The 17,969-nt window shown below is 26.7% G+C and carries 17 protein-coding genes and 1 tRNA gene; 8 read left to right on the top strand and 10 right to left on the bottom strand.

What is annotated here, in order from left to right:
• Positions 1-7 precede the first annotated feature (7 nt).
• Together dnaN and dnaA are read right to left on the bottom strand one after the other, a co-directional pair.
• On the bottom strand, positions 8-1,075 hold the full coding sequence (gene dnaN / locus L8W64_RS04295) for a DNA polymerase III subunit beta (RefSeq protein WP_039617031.1): 1,068 nt from the start codon (positions 1,073-1,075) through the stop codon (positions 8-10).
• Between the two features lie 132 nt (positions 1,076-1,207).
• Positions 1,208-2,536, bottom strand: a complete 1,329-nt coding sequence (gene dnaA, locus L8W64_RS04290) for a chromosomal replication initiator protein DnaA (RefSeq protein WP_220566951.1) — start codon at positions 2,534-2,536, stop codon at positions 1,208-1,210.
• Positions 2,537-2,658: 122 nt separating this feature from the next.
• Between dnaA and ruvC the strand changes: the two genes are divergently transcribed.
• Complete coding sequence (gene ruvC, locus L8W64_RS04285) at positions 2,659-3,135, top strand: crossover junction endodeoxyribonuclease RuvC (RefSeq protein ID WP_039627288.1); 477 nt, start codon at positions 2,659-2,661, stop codon at positions 3,133-3,135.
• 2 nt (positions 3,136-3,137) lie between these two features.
• On the opposite strand, the gene L8W64_RS04280 is transcribed toward ruvC, so the two are convergent.
• Positions 3,138-3,770 carry a hypothetical protein gene (locus L8W64_RS04280; protein ID WP_133319079.1) on the bottom strand — a complete coding sequence of 211 codons (633 nt, stop codon included), beginning with the start codon at positions 3,768-3,770 and terminating at the stop codon, positions 3,138-3,140.
• 121 nt (positions 3,771-3,891) lie between these two features.
• Between L8W64_RS04280 and L8W64_RS04275 the strand changes: the two genes are divergently transcribed.
• Entirely contained in the window at positions 3,892-4,512 is a 621-nt protein-coding gene (locus L8W64_RS04275) for a DUF305 domain-containing protein (RefSeq protein ID WP_214115518.1), read from the top strand.
• A 373-nt stretch (positions 4,513-4,885) separates the two neighbouring features.
• Here L8W64_RS04275 and L8W64_RS04270 read toward each other — a convergent pair whose 3' ends face one another.
• Positions 4,886-5,347, bottom strand: coding sequence for a hypothetical protein (locus L8W64_RS04270; protein ID WP_047208733.1), 462 nt, complete (start codon positions 5,345-5,347; stop codon positions 4,886-4,888).
• 343 nt (positions 5,348-5,690) lie between these two features.
• Here L8W64_RS04270 and L8W64_RS04265 point away from each other — a divergent pair, with 343 nt between their 5' ends.
• Together L8W64_RS04265 and L8W64_RS04260 are read left to right on the top strand one after the other, a co-directional pair.
• Positions 5,691-7,301, top strand: a complete 1,611-nt coding sequence (locus L8W64_RS04265; protein WP_263672930.1) for a site-specific DNA-methyltransferase — start codon at positions 5,691-5,693, stop codon at positions 7,299-7,301.
• Positions 7,301-9,334, top strand: a complete 2,034-nt coding sequence (locus L8W64_RS04260) for a DEAD/DEAH box helicase (protein ID WP_263672929.1) — start codon at positions 7,301-7,303, stop codon at positions 9,332-9,334. Before L8W64_RS04265 ends, L8W64_RS04260 begins: the two co-directional genes overlap by 1 nt.
• A 73-nt stretch (positions 9,335-9,407) precedes the next feature.
• On the opposite strand, the gene L8W64_RS04255 is transcribed toward L8W64_RS04260, so the two are convergent.
• Together L8W64_RS04255 and L8W64_RS04250 are read right to left on the bottom strand one after the other, a co-directional pair.
• Positions 9,408-10,391, bottom strand: a complete 984-nt coding sequence (locus L8W64_RS04255; RefSeq protein WP_263672928.1) for a helicase RepA family protein — start codon at positions 10,389-10,391, stop codon at positions 9,408-9,410.
• Positions 10,388-10,606, bottom strand: a complete 219-nt coding sequence (locus tag L8W64_RS04250) for a helix-turn-helix domain-containing protein (protein WP_002871904.1) — start codon at positions 10,604-10,606, stop codon at positions 10,388-10,390. Before L8W64_RS04250 ends, L8W64_RS04255 begins: the two co-directional genes overlap by 4 nt.
• Positions 10,607-10,718: 112 nt before the next feature.
• On the opposite strand from L8W64_RS04250, the gene L8W64_RS04245 reads away from it, so the two are divergent.
• Positions 10,719-11,378 carry a helix-turn-helix domain-containing protein gene (locus tag L8W64_RS04245; RefSeq protein ID WP_002871903.1) on the top strand — a complete coding sequence of 220 codons (660 nt, stop codon included), beginning with the start codon at positions 10,719-10,721 and terminating at the stop codon, positions 11,376-11,378.
• A gap of 292 nt (positions 11,379-11,670) precedes the next feature.
• Here L8W64_RS04245 and L8W64_RS04240 read toward each other — a convergent pair whose 3' ends face one another.
• The 4 genes from L8W64_RS04240 to L8W64_RS04225 all read right to left on the bottom strand — a co-directional run bounded on the left by L8W64_RS04240 (position 11,671) and on the right by L8W64_RS04225 (position 15,598).
• Positions 11,671-12,936 carry a tyrosine-type recombinase/integrase gene (locus L8W64_RS04240; protein WP_059110992.1) on the bottom strand — a complete coding sequence of 422 codons (1,266 nt, stop codon included), beginning with the start codon at positions 12,934-12,936 and terminating at the stop codon, positions 11,671-11,673.
• A 175-nt stretch (positions 12,937-13,111) separates the two neighbouring features.
• Positions 13,112-13,187: transfer RNA gene (locus L8W64_RS04235), tRNA-Val, on the bottom strand.
• A gap of 48 nt (positions 13,188-13,235) precedes the next feature.
• Positions 13,236-14,426: a replication-associated recombination protein A gene (locus L8W64_RS04230; protein WP_263672927.1), complete on the bottom strand. Its 1,191-nt coding sequence runs from the start codon at positions 14,424-14,426 to the stop codon at positions 13,236-13,238.
• A complete protein-coding gene (locus L8W64_RS04225; protein ID WP_220566946.1) occupies positions 14,423-15,598 on the bottom strand; it encodes a DUF945 family protein in 1,176 nt (391 codons plus the stop codon). The genes L8W64_RS04230 and L8W64_RS04225 overlap by 4 nt, the downstream gene beginning before the upstream one ends.
• A gap of 131 nt (positions 15,599-15,729) precedes the next feature.
• On the opposite strand from L8W64_RS04225, the gene glmM reads away from it, so the two are divergent.
• Genes glmM through hemJ form a run of 3 tightly spaced genes read left to right on the top strand, consistent with a single transcriptional unit; the run spans position 15,730 to position 17,958 of the window.
• On the top strand, positions 15,730-17,067 hold the full coding sequence (glmM, locus tag L8W64_RS04220; protein ID WP_039629248.1) for a phosphoglucosamine mutase: 1,338 nt from the start codon (positions 15,730-15,732) through the stop codon (positions 17,065-17,067).
• Positions 17,060-17,515, top strand: a complete 456-nt coding sequence (gene lspA, locus L8W64_RS04215; RefSeq protein WP_263672926.1) for a signal peptidase II — start codon at positions 17,060-17,062, stop codon at positions 17,513-17,515. The genes glmM and lspA overlap by 8 nt, the downstream gene beginning before the upstream one ends.
• The gene (gene hemJ, locus L8W64_RS04210; protein ID WP_039629243.1) at positions 17,509-17,958 is read left to right on the top strand and encodes a protoporphyrinogen oxidase HemJ; all 450 of its coding nucleotides are present in this window, start codon (positions 17,509-17,511) and stop codon (positions 17,956-17,958) included. Before lspA ends, hemJ begins: the two co-directional genes overlap by 7 nt.
• Positions 17,959-17,969 lie beyond the last annotated feature (11 nt).

The raw sequence follows: 17,969 nt of genomic DNA, 5'->3' as shown, positions 1-17,969 counted from the left end.
ATTTTCCTTATAAAATAACTGGCATAATTACAGTTTGTAATTCTTCACTTGAAACTAAAAACGCCATATGAGGTTCATTTATGCTAAGTTTGAATGTTTCACTTTCAATAGAATTTAAAAAGTCAGTGATGAATTTATTTTTAATGCAAAGATTAAATTCTTCATCTATATTAAGTTCCATTTCAAGTTCAGTTTTTGCTTCCATATTATCTAAACTAATACCTTCAAATACAAGTTTATCTTTATGGAAATTTAATTTCATTTTTTCAGTAATTACATTGATTTTTTTCAATGCGTCCATAAATTCTTCTGTTTTAAAAATAAATTCTTTTGTAATATTTTTTGGAATTACTCTTTCATAATCAGGGAATTTATCATTAATAAGTTTTGTGAAAAACTCAAAATTGTCATTTTTTGCAATCAATATATTTTCATCATAATAAATTTCAATTTTTTCAAAAAAGATTTTTTGCATTTCTAAAATAGCTTTTTTAGGGATACAAAGATTAAATTCTTTTTCGTTTGTTTTATTTAGTGTAAAAACCGCTAAGCGTTTAGTATCTGTTCCTACAAAGCTAATGTGGGTTGTTTTTATATCAAGTAAAGCACCATTTAAAGAATACTTTGGATTATTTGTATCAACTGCAGGTAGGATTTTTTTCAAAGATCTACTTAAATCACTTGAATCAATATCAAATTTATCTTTTCCTTCAGTGCTTGGGAAATTTGGAAAATCTTCATAATTAAACATAGGAAGTTTATATTTAGTTCCTTTTTGTCTAATAAAAAGGAAATTTTCTATAGTTTCTAAGACCACATCTTCATTATTTAAACTTTTAATGATATCTAAAATACTTTTAGCATTAGCAGTTGCAAAACCTGCACTTTCAACTTTAATTTTTTTGATTTTATAGTTAATACCTATTTCATAATCACTTGCCCTTATGATTAATTTATCTTCAACTACTTCAAAAAGTAAGTGAGAAGCGATGTTGCTTGAGTCTTTTTTATCTACATAAGAGTTAGTTAAAACTATGGCAGATTCTAAAGTGTTTTTATTAATGCTAATTTTCATTTTTACTTCCTTTGTTTTTTAAATTTATTTTATCATAATAATAAGCAATGTGAAAATGTGAAATGCTTTTTAAAAGCCTTTTTTTATAGAAATTTTACTCATAGAATAAAATTTTTTATTTTTCACTTTTATTCACAGGGTGCTTTTTATTTTTGTCAAAATTTTATTTCTTAATTCTTCTACTATGGCTTTTAGGTTTTCATTTTCGCTCATTAACTCTTGAATTTTTTTAATATTATGTGAAATGGCAGTGTGATCTTTCATATTAAAAAATCTAGCAAGTTGAGGCATAGACATAGTTGTAAGCTCTCTTGCTAAATATATCACAACCCTTCTTGCCATAACGATATTTTGTGTTTTTTTATTTGATTTTATATCATTTGATTTAAGATTATAGCTTTTTGAAACATCAGCAAGTATGTCTTCAACACTAATATTTTCTTTTGTTTCTTTAATGTGATCTTTCATAAAGCTTTTAACGATTTCTAAAGTGATTTCTTGATTAAAAAGTCTTGCTTGAGCATTTAGATTTGTAATCATGCCTTCAATTTCTCGGATATTATCTCCCATTGAAGTAGCGATGTAGCTTATGACTTCAGGTTTGAGATAAATAGCATTAAATTCACATTTTTTCTTGATAATTGCGATTTTTGTATCAAGCTGAGGTGGAGTGATATCTGCGATGATCCCATTTGCAAAACGGCTTTTTAAGCGTTCTGTTATGCCTTTTAACATATTTGGAGGATTATCACTTGTCATGATGATTTGTCCAAATTTTTCTTTGATTTCATTAAAAGTAAAGAAAAATTCTTCTTGAATTTTGTCTGTTTTACCTAAAAACTGCACATCATCGATGAGTAAAACATCGCAATTTTTGTATTTTTCATGGAATTTACTCATGGTTTTGTTATTTAAATGCATGGTAAAATCATTGATAAAATTATCACTTGTAGCATAAATAACCTTATATCCATTATCCAAGCACACATTTCCGACAGCTTGAAGCAAGTGAGTTTTTCCAAGTCCTGTAGGGCCATAGATAAAGATAGGGTTGTATAATTTTCCAAGTTTGCTTTTATCGGTAATGGCTTTGCAAGTTGCATAGGCAAATTGATTAGAATCTCCTACAACAAAGCTTTCAAAAGTAAAAGAAGGATTTAAAATAGTACTTTGAAATTTAATCTGTGAAATATCTGTAGAAAAATGTTTTTTCTCTATCTTTTGATCATTTGTTATGATTTTAACTTGAGGGTTAATCCCTGTTTTTACTTCATAAAAATAAGCTAGTTTTTGTGCGTATTTTGTTTGTATAAATTTAGCCAAAAAATGATTTGGTGCGATAAATACTAAGATATTATTTTTACTTAATTTTTCACTAAATTGTAAGTGAGAAATGTAAGTATTGTATTCGTTATTGCTAATTTCAGTTTTAAATTCAAATAAAAAATCTTTTATATTCATTATTATTCTTATAAATTATGATGTAAAACTTAAAATTCTAGCTTATTTTTTATAAAAAATGGTTAAAATTATTCACATAAAAATTTAAATTTCACATCTATGTGAATAAAAAGGTGAAAAGTTTGAAAGTTTTAGGGATAGATCCTGGTTCTAGATATTGTGGATATGCTATTGTAGAAAGAATAAATAATAAAAATCAACTCATAGAAGCAGGACTTATCAAAATCAAACCCAATGATTTACAGTATCAAATTACAGAATTATGTGAAGGACTTGATCTAATCTTTAAAAATCATCAGTTTGATGAGGTAGCTATAGAAGATATATTTTTTGCTTATAATCCAAAAACGGTTCTAAAACTAGCACAATTTCGTGGAGCTTTGAGTTTAAAAATCTTACAAATTCATGGAGAATTTGCAGAATACACACCTTTACAAGTGAAAAAAACCGTAACAGGTAAAGCAAAAGCTACTAAAGAGCAAGTAGCTTTTATGGTAAAAAGATTACTTGGAATTTCAAAAGACATCAAGCCACTTGATATTACCGATGCTATCGCAGTAGCTTTGACGCATTTAGCAAATTTGAGAGTAAAAAAGTGATTTTACTTTCCATTTCCTATAAAATAAATTTCAACATCATGTAGAAGTTTTTCACATACAGCAGAATCAGTATTTTTTTCTACTACTAGGTTGATATGATTTTTGGTATCTCTAAAACTTCCTGCAGATTTTGAATTTTTTAATTCTAATTTTTGATTATCTTTTAAATATTTAATAGTTATTACAAATTTATGTGCCGCGGTAGCTTCGCCTAGATTTGTTTCTATCAAAACATTCATATTTGATGCTTTTGCTAGGGTTGCTTGAGTTTTGTTAATCACTTCTTTCATTCTTCTATTGAGTTCTAAAATTCTTGAGATGAATTTATTATCTATACTTTCAAATGCTATTTTTAGTTTATTCATAATTTCTTGATTAGTAGGTTTATCAGGTGCTACATAAACCATATAAAGTCCATTTTTAATATCTACTTTAGTGCTTTTAGTATCACGCCCACTACCAAAAACTTTTATATATATAGCATTATCAAGATATACTCTATCTATCATAGGACCATAGATTTCATATTCTCTTTTCCTTACGATCACTTCTCTTGCGGCTACTTGAATTTTTACTGAACAATCATGAATTATAGGTTCCATTTCTTTTTTTATTTCAAGTAGTTCTTTTAGCATATAACATCCTTATTATTTTTTTAGTATTATAGATTATAACAAAAAAATGTTTTTTTCTTTGTTAATTTTAGTTTATATAATTTTTATAACATTCCAAAGTTATTTTAAAAAAAGGAAAAAAATGAAAATTAAAACTATAGTTTCAAGTTTAGTTTTAGCAAGTGCTTTATTTGCTGCAAATTCTCATCATGCTCATCATGGAGCTTCTGGAAGTATTTCATCACAAATCATGATGAGTATGCATGAACCTATGATGAAAAATCCTTTAGTACAAAGCAATGACATAGAAAGAGATTTTTTAGCTAATATGATTCCACATCACCAAGGTGCTATTGATTCATCTAAGATTTTGTTAGAACATACAAAAAGTGAAGAGATGAAAAAAATCGCTCAAAATATCATAAAAGCTCAAGAAAAAGAAATCCAAGAATTTCAAGAAATTCTAGATAAAAATCTTTATACAAAAACTCAAATTGATGAAGAAACTTATAAAAAATTCGTTCAAGAAGAGAAAGAGTTAATGCAAAAAATGATGATTTTAATGAGTTCGGTTAAAGAAAGCAAAAACATCAATAAAGACTTTTTAGAAGCGATGATAGCACATCATCAAGGTGCAGTAGATGCTTCAAAACAAATTTTATTTTACTCTAAAGACAAAACTATCACTGATATTGCTAAAAAAATCATCTTAGATCAAGAAAAAGAAATCCAAGAATTTACGAATTTGTTAAAATATATGTAGTGAATTGATCGAAAGAAATAAAAAATGGTGGTCCGATTGAGTTTTAACTAATATTTATAAAGGCTTATTTTTAGATATTTACAGTTTTTTATATTTTTTAAAGAACCCCAAAAAGAACCCTATTTAAAATATAAAAAGGGGAGGGTCTCATCCCGCCACTATCCTCCTCTGATGAGATTATTATAACTTTTTATCCTGATAATTTAATAAGAAAATTTTTTATTTTTCTTTTTGGTTATTTTTATTCTCTTTTTAATTTTTATAAAAAGAGAATAAAGCTACATTTTATAGTAGTATTATATTAATTACAATACATACTTTTTAAGTATTTATGCATTCTGTGATTTATTTATTGATAGTTCTAAATTACTAACTAATTTAAATCTTTTATTTCATGTTGTAAATCCATGATTTGTGTTTGTAATTTCCAGTAGTCATCGTTAATATTTTTTTCTAGTTTTTGTACTTTATCTTCTTGCATGGTTTCTTGAAAAAGTGGAGAATAAAGTTGAGGATTTGTTTTTATATAATAGTTCAAATCTATTTCTGCTTCTTGTAATATTTCCATAGTAGTTAAACCATTTTCTATTTGTTTTTTTGAATTTGCACTAGATAAAATTTCAATTTCCATTTTTTCCTGTGGTAATACCAAAGTCATTAGATCTGACATTCCTAAAGTTTTGATTGTATTTGGATAATTTTCAGCCCATCTTTCTAATATTTTTAAAGCATAGTGAGAAATTTGTTTATTTATCCATAAATTATAAATTTGATGAAATGATGTTTCATTTAAAATAGATTCTAGTCTTTTTATATTTGGATAATTAAAATTCATAACATTCCTTTTTTTGATTTTTATTTAATTACAAGTATAAAATATTTTGTCTTATAAATATAAAAATTAAGATGAAAATTTTAGTAAAAGCAGGATAGCTATTTACTCCAAAAAATGACACCATTTTTTAAGTAAATAACAAAATATTCTCTGCGAGGCTCATAGAAAAAATGATTTTTTGAGATTATTTTTTTAATTTATGATTCGTAATTTTTATGTATATCTAAAAATATTTTAAATAATTATCTTATGTATTTTTATTATAATTTCACAAAATAAATATCATGATTTTACTCAACAAATGAATAATAATTTATTAGATAATATTTAAGAAAGGCGTAAAATGGAAAGAAATGAATTGCAAAGCTTACAAGAATTAAAAGAAGAAGAAAAAATAAAAATTTTAGATCGTGCAAGCAATGGTATATTAGAAAAAGAAAATGCAGATTTTCTAATAAAACTTATCGATAATGCAGAAAATAAAACAGAAGTTTTGAAAATATCAGCTCTAGGTATGACTTATAAAAGAACAGGTTTTCATTTTGATGTGCGTTTGGAGAAAAATGAAGGACAAACAATAAGATGTTTAAAAAAGAATGAAAATCTTAGTTTTGATCAAGGTGGAATTACTCATAAACTTATAATAGGCGATAATTATCCTGCTCTTTTAAATCTTTTAATTAACTACAAAAACAAAATTAAAGTAATTTATATAGATCCACCTTATGGCAAAGATCATTTAGGTGCATTTGCACAAACTAATTACAACAATGCAATCACAAGAGATAATTTGCTTTCCATGCTTTATCCAAGATTAATACTAGCAAGACAACTTTTAAAAGATGATGGTGTTATTTTTTGTAGTATTGATGATAGAAATCAAGCTTATGTTAAATGTTTGTTTGATGAAGTTTTTGGTGAGGGAAATTTTTTATATATGCTTTCTGTGGTTAATAATCTCAATGGAAATGATAATTCAAGTGGAATGATTGAAACACAAGAACACTGTTTATTTTATGCTAAAAATAAGGATTATTTTGAAGTTGGAGTTTTACCCTTAGATGATGAAGATAGTAGTGATTGGCAAATTGATGATTTGGGATATTGGAAGCTTGGAGGATCATTAAAGGCAACAGGTATAAACGCTCCTAGAGAGGCTCGTCCTAATTTATTTTTCCCTATTTGGATAAATAAACAAACATTAGAAATTTCATTAGAGGAGCAAAATAACAATTGGCACAAGCTTATTCCTTTAACAGATGGTAAAGAAATGAGCTGGTATTGGAGTAAAGATAAATTTATAAAAGATAAAGATGAAGTTATAGTAAAAAAGGTTGGCGAAAGTTATAGTTTATATAAAAAACAAAGACCTCAACTCGGTGATTTGCCCTCAAAAAGAGCAAAAACAACTTTTTATAGTCCAAAGTATGCTAATGCTAATAGTAATAAGGAACTTAAAGAAATTTTTAAAGAAAAGAAATTTGATTATCCAAAAGCATCTTTTTTTATAAAAGATTTAATTTCTATTGCAAACACAAATCAAAATGATATTATTCTAGACTTCTTTGCAGGCAGTGGAACTACAGGACATGCAGTTTTAGAATTAAATAAACAAGATGGTGGCAATAGACAATTTATTTTAGTTACTAATAATGAAATAACAGATTTAAATCCAAATGGAATTGCCCTAGATGTTACTTCAAAGCGTTTAAAAAGAATCATGAGTGGAGAATGTTATGATGAAAGTAAAGATTTTAAATGGTTAGAAAAAAATACTCCTTATGGAGATAGCTTAGAAGTTAGTGAAATTCAAAGTATTGCTTCAAGCGATCATTCAGTTTTTGAAAAAATAGATGAAAAACTTTATGGAAAAGATTTTGAAAATATCCATGATAAAATAGAATGGATATGCAAAGAATTTGAGCTAACTTGCAGAAAAATAGAAGGTGAATGATGAAACAAGAAATTATAGAATTACAAAATGAAGCTGTAAATTCCTTGTTTAATTTAGCTATGCAAGGGAAAGAAAATATCACCTTAAAAGCACCCACTGGAAGTGGTAAAACATACATGATGGCAAGCTTGATGAATAAAATGCTAGAAATTGATGATGATTTTATCTTTATAGTTTCTACTCTTTCTAAAGGAAAATTAGCAGGACAAAATTTTGAAAGTTTTGCAAATTTATCTTTAAATACTTTTACAAAATTAAACCCTTTTTACATTAGTAGTGGTGCAGAAAATACAAAAAATACAGAATATAGTCTATATATTGATATAAATCATAATGTGTTTGTTTTGCCTACTTCACAATATACTAAAGCAAGTAGAATTAGTAAAGAAAAAAGCTTATTAGTATTTTTAGAAACTTGCAAAAATCTAGGTAAAAAAATAATTTTAATAAGAGATGAAAGCCATATAGCTACAAATCTGCTAAATGAGTTATCAAATTATTTTACTCAAGTTATTAATTTTTCAGCTACTCCTAAAAACGATCAATTTGATGTTTGTATATCAGAAAACGACGCTGTTAGTGCAAATTTGATTAAAAAAGTAGAATATATAGAAGATGAAGAAGATTTAGAAAGTGGATTAAGCAAAGCTTTAGATAAATTTAAAAGCATTAAAGAAGTTTATAATAAAGAAGGGATAGTTCCTGCTTTTATAATACAAATTTCTAATCAAAATAATGCAGAATATGAAATGGAAATCATCAAAAAAGTTTTAAAAGAAAAAGATTTAAAATGGGTATGTTTTGTAGAAAAAGAAAATGGCTATGAAAGTAATAGTAGATTAGAAAAAATAAAAAATAAAAGCCTGTGGCAAAACTATGTTAAACAAAATGATTTTCCTATTGATGTTGTTATCTTTAAAATGGTTATAACAGAAGGCTTTGATATGCCTAGAGCTTGTATGCTTTATCAAGTTAGAAATTCGCAATCTAAACAACTTGATGAGCAAGTTATTGGGCGTATAAGGCGTAATCCTTGTTTAACATATTTTGAAAAATTAGATAAAAATACTCAAGAAATTTTTAGCACAGCTTATGTTTATGGTATAAAACCTAAAGAAGATCAAAATAAACGCACAATAGTAAAATTAAAGGGTGAAATTAATAAAGGTTTATTTGAAAACGAAATAATTAAAGAATTTGCTCCATTTAAAATCACTGTTCTTAGAGAGGTTGCTTTAGATGATATAGATATATCAGATTGTATTAACAATGATATAGAATACTATAATGAGTCTATTTTTAAAGCTTATAAAAAATTTCAATCTTGTAGTGATAAAGTAAAAGAAAAGCAAAGAGATTTTGTTACAGATTTTAATAAATGGTTTGTGTTTAATGCTAATTTAGATAATATCAGCAATAAGGTAAGTTCTGTTGTTGAAGATTATGAAAAATATGGAGATGTAGTTGAAGTTCAATTAAGAGATGATATTTATAGTTTTTTTGATAGTAATGGAAGTTCAGTTATATTTACTGATTGGATATGGGAAAGTAAAGGGAGTAGATTTCAATTTGATAGTGAAGCTGAAGAGGAGTGGTTTACAATCCTTGCTAATTTAAAAGATATATGTTGCAAAAAAATAAAAATTAATAATGTAGAAGTTTCTTTATTTGGTAAGAATTTCATAGATAAATCAAATATTAAATTTGATTATTATTACACAAGAAAACACACAAGTTATCCCGACTTTATCTTTAAAGATAAGCAAAATAAAATTCATATTTTTGAAGTAAAAAGTGTAAATAAAAGTAGTTCTTCAAATATAGACGAGACTTCATATAAAGAAAAAATTGAAAAACTAAAAGAAGCTTATATTTATGCAAGTGAAAAAACAGGGTATATTTTTTACATTCCCGTGAAAATCGGTGATGATTGGAAAATATGGAAATGTGAAAATGGAGTGGTTGAAGAAAATATAAATGAAGAAATGTTTGTTGAATATATGAGAGGTGAAAAGCAAGGTAGGTTATTTTGATTTTTGTTAGCATGTGATAGTTCTTGAGTATGAGCGAATAGTTTTACTTGAAGAACTATCAAATCAAGATTAATTATAATATCTTAAAAATTTTCTTCTTTCCACCTTTTTCTTGTGCTTCATAAAAAATACTCCAATAAATGTTTTTATATTTATCTAGCAGTTTCCATAAAGCATTTCTACCTACTATTTCTACATAATCTTGTTCAATTTTCTTTTTGATTTTACTTGCTAAATCTTGCTGACAAATACCATTTTTGTTTTCATTAAGAATTTCTTTAACGAGATTAAGGGTAATTTGTGTTTTATGATTTTCTGCAAATTCTAAATAATCCACAAATTCAAATTCTAAATTTAATGTGTTTATTTTAAATGCCTGAGATTTTGTAGCAAATCTTCTTTTTTGAGGCTCTAAAAGAATTACAAACTCTTCATCTGTTTTAATATCTTTTTTATGTAAAAAATATCCTTCATCTACACTATCTAAAAAAGTTGTTGCACCTTTGTAGGCTTTATTATTTTCATCTGGTTTTTGTTTTGGTTGATGATGTAGAAAAATAATAGTAGCTCCATTATCTCTTATTTTTTGCAATTCATCAAAAACCTTAATCATTGTAAAGTCTTTATTAAAATCATCTTGAATAAAATTTCTAATGCTATCAATTACAATTAATGTGTTTTTTAAATCTTTAGCTTTTTTTAAATCTCTAAAAAGACTAAACTTATTTGTATTGTTAGAAAAAAAATAATAAAAATTTGAACTTTTTAAAAATTCACTTCCTTTTCGTTCTTTCAATATTCTTTCATTATTATCGCCATCAAAATAAAATATACGATCTACTTTGTTATTATCAAGCAGATATTTACTTAAATATAACATAAAATAACTCTTACCACTTCCTGCACTAGCATAAAACATTACTAAAGACTGTTTTACAAGAAAACTATCTATCAACCATTCAAAATCAATGTTTTCTAGTTTTTCTATATTTACTTGCTTGAAATTCTTTTCAAAAACAATATCAAGTAGTAGCTTGTTGCTCTTTATAGAATTCATAAATTCCCTTTGACCATGTTTTTATCTAGCCATATTTCAATCTCACTTCTTTTATATAGAATTGTTTTTCCTAATTTAATAAAAGGCAAGGAGTTAGCTTGATTTTGATTTTTTTGCATACGCATTTTATATTGTTTACTAAGACTAATTCCAAATTCGCATTCTAATTGCTTAGGGGTTAAAAAATTTTTGTTTTTTGGTTCTATAATTTGCATGTACTATCCTTTATATTTTCATAAAATAATAATTTATTTTCTAAAAATTGTCAATAATTATCATTAAGTTTTTTTATTTTCTTTAAAATTATTTTATTGTAGAATATATTTTATGAAAACGATAGGTGAAAAATTAAGAGATTTGCGTAATGCATACGGATTAAGCCAAAGAGAATTTGGAGAAAAAGTAGGTATTACTAAAGGTAGTATCAATTCTTATGAAAACAATGTAAATTCCATTACTCAAGGTGCAAAATGGAAAATTTTGCAAGCAACAGGGATAGGGTTTGAATACTTTGATTCTGATATGACACTAAGTGAGGCCTTTAAAAAATACAATATAGATATAAGTAAAAAACTTGAATTTAAGAAAATAGAAGAAAGTATTTGTGCTATATGTGATGGAGTTAAAAACTATATAGATGGAAAATATTTAGAAACATTTAATATAAAATCATTATTTTTAAATCATTTATTTGATGGTATGGGATATTTTGATTTGTGTTTTTTAAAAGTAAAACATAATGAATTAGAGCCTTATGCAAAAAATGGTGATATTTTAGTTGTATCAAGTAATAAAAATGCTGAAAATGGAGATAAAATCATCATTAATTACAAAGAAAATATTCTTATAGTTCAATATTTTCATGAGTTTGATAAAATAATACTTAAAACTATGAGTGGAGAAGAAATAAAATTTTATAATAGCGAATTTAGTGATTGTGTAGACATTTTAGCAATTATAAAAGGTAAATTTTATTTTGAAGTATGATTTATTTACTAAAGAGATAGAAATGAATAAAGGGCTTAGAATTTCTTAAGCTTTACAATGAGTTAGGAAAGCTTTTATAAGGTAAAGAAGTATTGAATATTTAAAAAAATTATGTTAAACATTCTAAAAATTTGATAATCTAAAAAATTTGATTTTATGGATAATTTTCCTACAGAAAGTAAAAAGAAAATTTTATAATCTATTTCAAGTTCTGTAATATAAGGTTTTATACTCTTTTTAACGAAATTAAAAAGAGTATAAAAATAATTATGAGAAATAAAATATAATATATTTATATTCCTAAAAATTCTAAATTATTTAAATAATCATCATACCATTGTAAAAGTTTTCTTTTTTGAATGATGGTTGCTTTTTCTCTTTCATAAGAAAATTTTATTTGATTAAGTTCTTTATGTGCTAAAACGCTTTCAATAACTTCTTCGCTAATATTTAATTTTAAGAGCTCTGCCTTATGTTGAGAGCAAATAGTTCTAAATGTAGCTCTAAAACCATGAGAACTAGCTCGCTTGTGCCATTTATTTTTACCTCCTAAATTTTTAATGGCTTTACCTATGCTATCTCTATTAATATGTCCTTGTATGGTTTGTGCAGGAAAAACAAAATCGCTAATTTCTCCGCTAAATAAAAATTGCTCTTTTAATACCTTAATCATTGTTTTTGTAAGTGGAATTTCATGTGCAATTTTTGTTTTTGTTTCATTTGCTGGTATAGTCCAAATTTGTTTTTCAAAATCAATATTAGCCCATTTTACACTAGCAGTGTTAAAAGGTCTATTGATACTAAGAATTTGTAAATACAAAGCCCTTTTTGTTTGTTTTTCCATTCTATTATCTTGCTTTAGATCTTGAATAAATTCTTTTAAATCTTCTGATTGAATTAAGGCAGGGTATCTTGTATCTATATTATGGTTGTTTTGAAATCTTTTAGAGGAAGCAAAGTTATCTTTTAAGCCATCGCTAGGATCAAAATCAATATATCTATCTTTTAAGGCTATTCTAAAAATACCCTGAACATGATTGATTAAACGGTGTATGGTTTCTAACCTACTTGTATAAGGATTATTTGGATTATAAATAGCATTAAATATAGATAATAAATCACTATATTTTATGTTTTTTACATCTAAATTTCCTAAACTTGGCATGAGATATTTTTCTACCATTTGTATAATTTTTTTAACATAGCTATCGCTAAGACATTTTTTTTGTTTTTGATCTATATAAAGAATAAATAAGTTTTTAAACTTATATTTATCATTTCCATTTTTTAGCAACCGTATATCTTTACATTTTTCAAATTCTTTTAAAAACTGAATAGCTTCTTTTCTAGCTTCAGCTACACTATAAATTCCTTCTCTAAATTCTTTAAGTTTTGTGTATTTGTCATTAATTTTAATACTAAAAGTTTTTTGGCCACTAGGATATACAAAAATATAAAGCTCTTTTGGATTACCTACAGCTTTTTTGTATCGTTTGTCACTAGGTTTTAAATTTCTAATATCTTTATCTTGTAAGCTTTGTTTTGCTATGTTTGCCATTATTTTCCTTTAAAGAACCCTATTAGGTTTTAAGAACCCTAATAATGACCTTAATTAATTGAAAATAATTATAACACAAAAGAAATTAATTGAAATCAAAGATCATTTAGTTTGTTTATATATAGCATTTTGAAAGCATTTTTTGGAAATTAAAGAAATCGAAAGAAATAAAAAATGGTGGCTCCGATTGGACTTGAACCAACGACCACCACCATGTCAAGGTGGTGCTCTACCAACTGAGCTACGGAACCTTAAAAAAACAAAAATTATATAAAAATATTTTTACATTGTGCTTAAAATCACTTTTTAATTTTTTTCATATCATTTAACCATAAATCTAGCTGTGCTTCAAAACCTATACCTTTGCTATGATAAAATTTCAAATCTTTTTCTAGATATCTTTGCTTAACCCATCCTCCAAAATCATGCGGGTAAAGGTAGTTTTTTCTTTGTGGGTTGTTATTATCAAGATAAGGAAGTATTTTTAATGCAGGGTTGTTTTGCACATAATTTAGCGCTTCATTTATAGCAAGATAGCTTGAGTTTGACTTGGGCGAACCTGCTAAAAATACTACACATTGAGCCAAGATGATCCTAGCTTCAGGATAGCCTATGTTTTTTACTGCTATGAGTGTGCTTGTGGCTAGATTAAGTGCTTGTGGGTTTGCATTTGAGATATCTTCACTTGCAAATATCACTAATCTTCTAGCGATGAAATCCGCACTTTCACCCCCATCGATCAACCTCGCAAGATAATACAAACTCGCATCCACATCACTTCCTCTTAAACTTTTTATCATAGAACTAGCTAGTCTATAGTGTGTATCTTTACTTGAAGTGCCATCGCTTAAAACATTTGCTCTTAATTTTTTTAAAGTTTCAAGTGTGATATGAGTGCTATCTAAAGTCAAAGCAAACTCACATAAATTTAAAAAGCTTCTTGCATCATTTGCACTAGAAGTGATTAAAAAGTCTTTAGCATCATCATCGATTTTACATTGGAGTTTTTCTTGCACTTTTGTGGCAAGTTTTTCTAAGTCTTTATACTCTAAACCTTTAAATTCAAAAAGCATACTTCTGCTTCTTATGCCTGAAGTTAAAGTAAAGTAGGGGTTTTCAGTGCTTGCGCCTATGAAAAGGCATTTTTGATTTTCCAAAGGGATTAAAAGCATTTCTTGTTGGGTTTTTGAAAGCCTATGCACCTCATCAATAAATATCAAAGGTTTATATAAAGAATTTTCATATTTAGCTAGTATTTTTCTAAGTTCTTCAAGTTTAAAATTCCCTCCATCAAACTCATAAAAGTCTAGTTTATACTCATACGCTATTGCTCTTGCAAAAGAAGTCTTCCCGCAACCTGCTGGGCCAAAAAATACACTATGAGGGAGTTTTGAAACTTGTATGAATTTTTTAAAAATTTCTACTAAATTTTCTTGTCCTAAAACCTCATCTAAAGTTTTAGGACGAAAAGTTAAGCTTAAATTTGTCATTGTGGATTTATGGTAAGTCTTTCACCATTAATGATAGTTGTAACATCACTTTTATTAGAATCATCATAGATAAAATCAAGCATATAAGAGCCATTATTATCTACGAAATAAGTATCAAAATTTGCAAAATCAGGCCAAATTTGACTAGGAAGAATTTCTGTGTTTGCATGAAATTGTGATTTTATATTATTTTCAGTGAAAATAGTTTGTCCATTTGCGTCAAATTTTTTACCTTCTTTTTCAAAACTTAGATTATTTAAGATGATTTGTGGGTTTGCTTTTAAAAACTGACTTGCCAAAAGCATCATAGAAAAAATATCAGTGTTTGAATTTTGCATTAAGCTATCATAAGCTTTTTTAGAAAGATTATTAAAATTCATATCTAAATTAATATTATTTAACATAAAGTTTTCATTTGCAAGATTAAATTTAGCTAAATCTAGTTTTAAAACGCTATCATAATCGTTTTGAGTATTTTGAGCTGTTTTTGCAAAAATTTTTAATTTATCAAAGTCAAAAGCAATAGAACTTATAAAACTAGCACTATCAATGCTTATATTTTGCTCACTATTTCTACTAGGACTAAAGATATCATTAAAACTTAATTTTTGTATAGGAAATTCAGAAATTTTGATATTTTTTGCTTCTAATTTTTCTTTATGAGATAGTTGTTCTAATAAAACATAACCTAGATTAAGTTCCATATTTTTTACAAATTCATCAGAACCTATAATCTTAAATGATGTATTGTTTAAAACTAAATTTGTATCATTGCGTGTGAAATTAATATCATTTATTTTTGCATTGATGTTAATGTCACCACCTTTGACGCTAACTAAGATTTTAAAGATTTCTTCGTTTGGAAAAATGCCTTTTAAGTCTTCATTTTCATTTAAAATAGAAACGATAGCATTATTACTTGCAAAAAAATTATTGGAAAAATCCACATTCACTTTAAAACTATAAGGTAAATCATTAAGTGTAGCTATAAAACTTCCTTTGGAATTTAAAAGTCCTTTAGTGTAATTAGTATCTTCAACATTATAATATGCTGTATCTTGACTCATTTGTGCAAAGATTTTTTCATTGATTGAGTTAATATAAGAAGCTGAGGTAAAAAACCCTATAACTAGTAAAATTACTACTACAACCCCTGCGATGATTTTTTTCATTCATTTTCCTTAAGTGAAATTTTAAAAATTATATATTTTTATTACTAACTAATGCTTATAAAATTCTCACATTTATACATTACTTAACTTTTTTACTTATAATTGCACTATTTAAAATCAAAGGTAAAAAAATGAAACTTTTTGGAACAGATGGAGTACGCGGTAAAGCGGGGGAGTTTTTGGATTCATTTTTAGCAATGCGTTTGGCTATGGCTGCTGGAATTTATTTTAAAGACAAAGCCCTTACAAACAATATCTTAGTAGGAAAAGATACAAGAAGAAGTGGTTATATGATAGAAAATGCTATCGTTTCAGGACTTACTTCTATAGGTTATAATGTTATAGAAATAGGCCCTATGCCAACACCTGCTATTGCGTTTTTAACTGAAGATATGCGTTGTGATGCAGGGATTATGATATCAGCTTCACACAATCCTTACTATGATAATGGCATTAAATTTTTTGATGCACACGGAAATAAACTTGATGAGCAAGCAGAAGCGAAAATAGAAGAAATTTATTTTAATGATAAACTCATAGAAGAGGCAAGAACAACAAAATCACAAATTGGTCAAGCAAAAAGAATTGATGATGTGATAGGAAGATATATTGTTTCTATAAAAAATTCTTTTCCTAAAGAGCTGACTTTAAAGTCTTTACGCGTTGTGTTAGATGTGGCTCATGGAGCTTCTTATAAGGTAGCACCTACGGTTTTTAAAGAACTTGGTGCAGATGTGATTGTGATCAATGATAAGCCAAATGGTTTAAATATCAATGAAAATTGCGGGGCTTTACATCCTTTAAATTTAGCTTTAGAAGTAAAAAAATTTAGAGCAGATGTGGGTTTTGCTTTTGATGGGGATGCGGATCGTTTGGTTGTTGTAGATGAAAAAGGCGAAGTAGCTCATGGAGATAGTCTTTTGGGTGTTTTAGCTTTATTTTTGAAAAAACAAGGCAAGTTAAAATCAAGTGTAGTTAGCACTATAATGAGCAATGGTGCTTTAAAAGAGTTTTTAACTAAACATAAAATCACACATGAAACTTGCAATGTAGGCGATAAATATGTACTTGAAAAACTCAAAGAATGCGGTGGAAATTTTGGTGGTGAGCAGAGTGGGCATATTATCTTTAGTGACTATGCAAAAACTGGAGATGGTTTGGTAGCTGCTTTACAATTTAGTGCTTTAATGCTAAGTGAAGCAAAAAGTGCAAGTGAAATTTTAAATCAAGTTAAACCTTACCCACAGCTTTTGCATAATCTTAAAATTTCAGAGAAAAAAGACTTAAGTAAGCTTGCAGGCTTAGAAGAGTTGAAAAAAGATTTAGAAAAAAAAGGAATTGCTAGTTTGTTTAGGTATTCAGGTACAGAAAATTTAATACGCTTATTACTTGAAGCAAAAGATATTAAGCTTTTAGAAAAAGAAATGAAAGCTGTTGAAAGCTTTTTTATGAAAGCATTGAATGCTTAAAATTTTATCTTTAAAATTTTGGCTTGTTTTTGCTTTAGTTTTTATACTAGATCAAGTAAGTAAGTATTTGTTTTTGCAAGGGCTTGAGTATAAGGGTGAAATTTTTGATTTAGTTTTAACCTATAATACCGGTGTAGCCTTTTCAATGTTTGCATTTTTAGGAGAGTATTTAAAATACATACAACTTGTTTTTATTTTGGCTTTGTTTGTGTATTTGCTTTATCAAAAAGAATTTTTTAAAACACATTTGATCGCTTTTGCTATTATGCTATCTGCTGGGTGTTCAAATTTACTTGATCGCTTTGTGCATATAGGTGTGGTGGATTTTGTATTTTGGCATAAGTGGTTTGAATTTGCTGTGTTTAATTTAGCTGATGTGATGATAAACATTAGTGTAGCTTTGATTTTAATAAAAGAAATTTTTAATAAAAAAGGAAAAAAATGTTAGATTTTTTAACTGACTGGTATTTGTGGATTAAAATGGTGCATTATTTAGCTTTTGTTTCTTGGATGGCTGGATTGTTTTATTTACCAAGACTTTTTGTCTATCATACAGAGCATAAAGATAATAAAGGCTTTGTAGAAGTGGTAAAAATTCAAGAAAGAAAATTGTATTTTTATATCCAAACTCCTGCGATGATAGTAACTTTAATAAGTGGAAGTTTGATGTTGCATGTAAATAAAGTTTTGATGGTTGGATCAGGATTTATGCATGCTAAATTAACCTGTGCTTTGCTTTTGATCATTTATCATTTGCAAAATTATTATTATTTAAAACAACTTCAAAATGATACTTGCAAAAAGAGTGGGAAATTTTTTAGAGCTTATAATGAAATTCCAACGATATTATTTATAATTATTGCTATTATGATGGTGGTAAGACCATTTTAGTAAAAAGCCTT

This window comes from Campylobacter sp. IFREMER_LSEM_CL1097 (assembly GCF_025772225.1).
Classification (GTDB): Bacteria; Campylobacterota; Campylobacteria; order Campylobacterales; family Campylobacteraceae; genus Campylobacter_D; species Campylobacter_D lari_D.
This window is presented reverse-complemented; position numbering and strand designations above follow the sequence as displayed.

What these genes read in the sequence shown, in the direction of transcription:
- L8W64_RS04255 (WP_263672928.1), bottom strand. Translation starts at nt 10,391, where the DNA reads ATGAATTCTATAAAGAGCAACAAGCTACTACTTGATATTGTTTTTGAA.
- L8W64_RS04245 (WP_002871903.1), top strand. Translation starts at nt 10,719, where the DNA reads ATGAAAACGATAGGTGAAAAATTAAGAGATTTGCGTAATGCATACGGA.
- L8W64_RS04280 (WP_133319079.1), bottom strand. Translation starts at nt 3,770, where the DNA reads ATGCTAAAAGAACTACTTGAAATAAAAAAAGAAATGGAACCTATAATT.
- lspA (WP_263672926.1), top strand. Translation starts at nt 17,060, where the DNA reads ATGCTTAAAATTTTATCTTTAAAATTTTGGCTTGTTTTTGCTTTAGTT.
- L8W64_RS04230 (WP_263672927.1), bottom strand. Translation starts at nt 14,426, where the DNA reads ATGACAAATTTAAGCTTAACTTTTCGTCCTAAAACTTTAGATGAGGTT.
- L8W64_RS04260 (WP_263672929.1), top strand. Translation starts at nt 7,301, where the DNA reads ATGAAACAAGAAATTATAGAATTACAAAATGAAGCTGTAAATTCCTTG.
- hemJ (WP_039629243.1), top strand. Translation starts at nt 17,509, where the DNA reads ATGTTAGATTTTTTAACTGACTGGTATTTGTGGATTAAAATGGTGCAT.
- dnaN (WP_039617031.1), bottom strand. Translation starts at nt 1,075, where the DNA reads ATGAAAATTAGCATTAATAAAAACACTTTAGAATCTGCCATAGTTTTA.
- L8W64_RS04275 (WP_214115518.1), top strand. Translation starts at nt 3,892, where the DNA reads ATGAAAATTAAAACTATAGTTTCAAGTTTAGTTTTAGCAAGTGCTTTA.
- L8W64_RS04225 (WP_220566946.1), bottom strand. Translation starts at nt 15,598, where the DNA reads ATGAAAAAAATCATCGCAGGGGTTGTAGTAGTAATTTTACTAGTTATA.
- L8W64_RS04250 (WP_002871904.1), bottom strand. Translation starts at nt 10,606, where the DNA reads ATGCAAATTATAGAACCAAAAAACAAAAATTTTTTAACCCCTAAGCAA.
- glmM (WP_039629248.1), top strand. Translation starts at nt 15,730, where the DNA reads ATGAAACTTTTTGGAACAGATGGAGTACGCGGTAAAGCGGGGGAGTTT.
- dnaA (WP_220566951.1), bottom strand. Translation starts at nt 2,536, where the DNA reads ATGAATATAAAAGATTTTTTATTTGAATTTAAAACTGAAATTAGCAAT.
- L8W64_RS04240 (WP_059110992.1), bottom strand. Translation starts at nt 12,936, where the DNA reads ATGGCAAACATAGCAAAACAAAGCTTACAAGATAAAGATATTAGAAAT.
- L8W64_RS04270 (WP_047208733.1), bottom strand. Translation starts at nt 5,347, where the DNA reads ATGAATTTTAATTATCCAAATATAAAAAGACTAGAATCTATTTTAAAT.
- L8W64_RS04265 (WP_263672930.1), top strand. Translation starts at nt 5,691, where the DNA reads ATGGAAAGAAATGAATTGCAAAGCTTACAAGAATTAAAAGAAGAAGAA.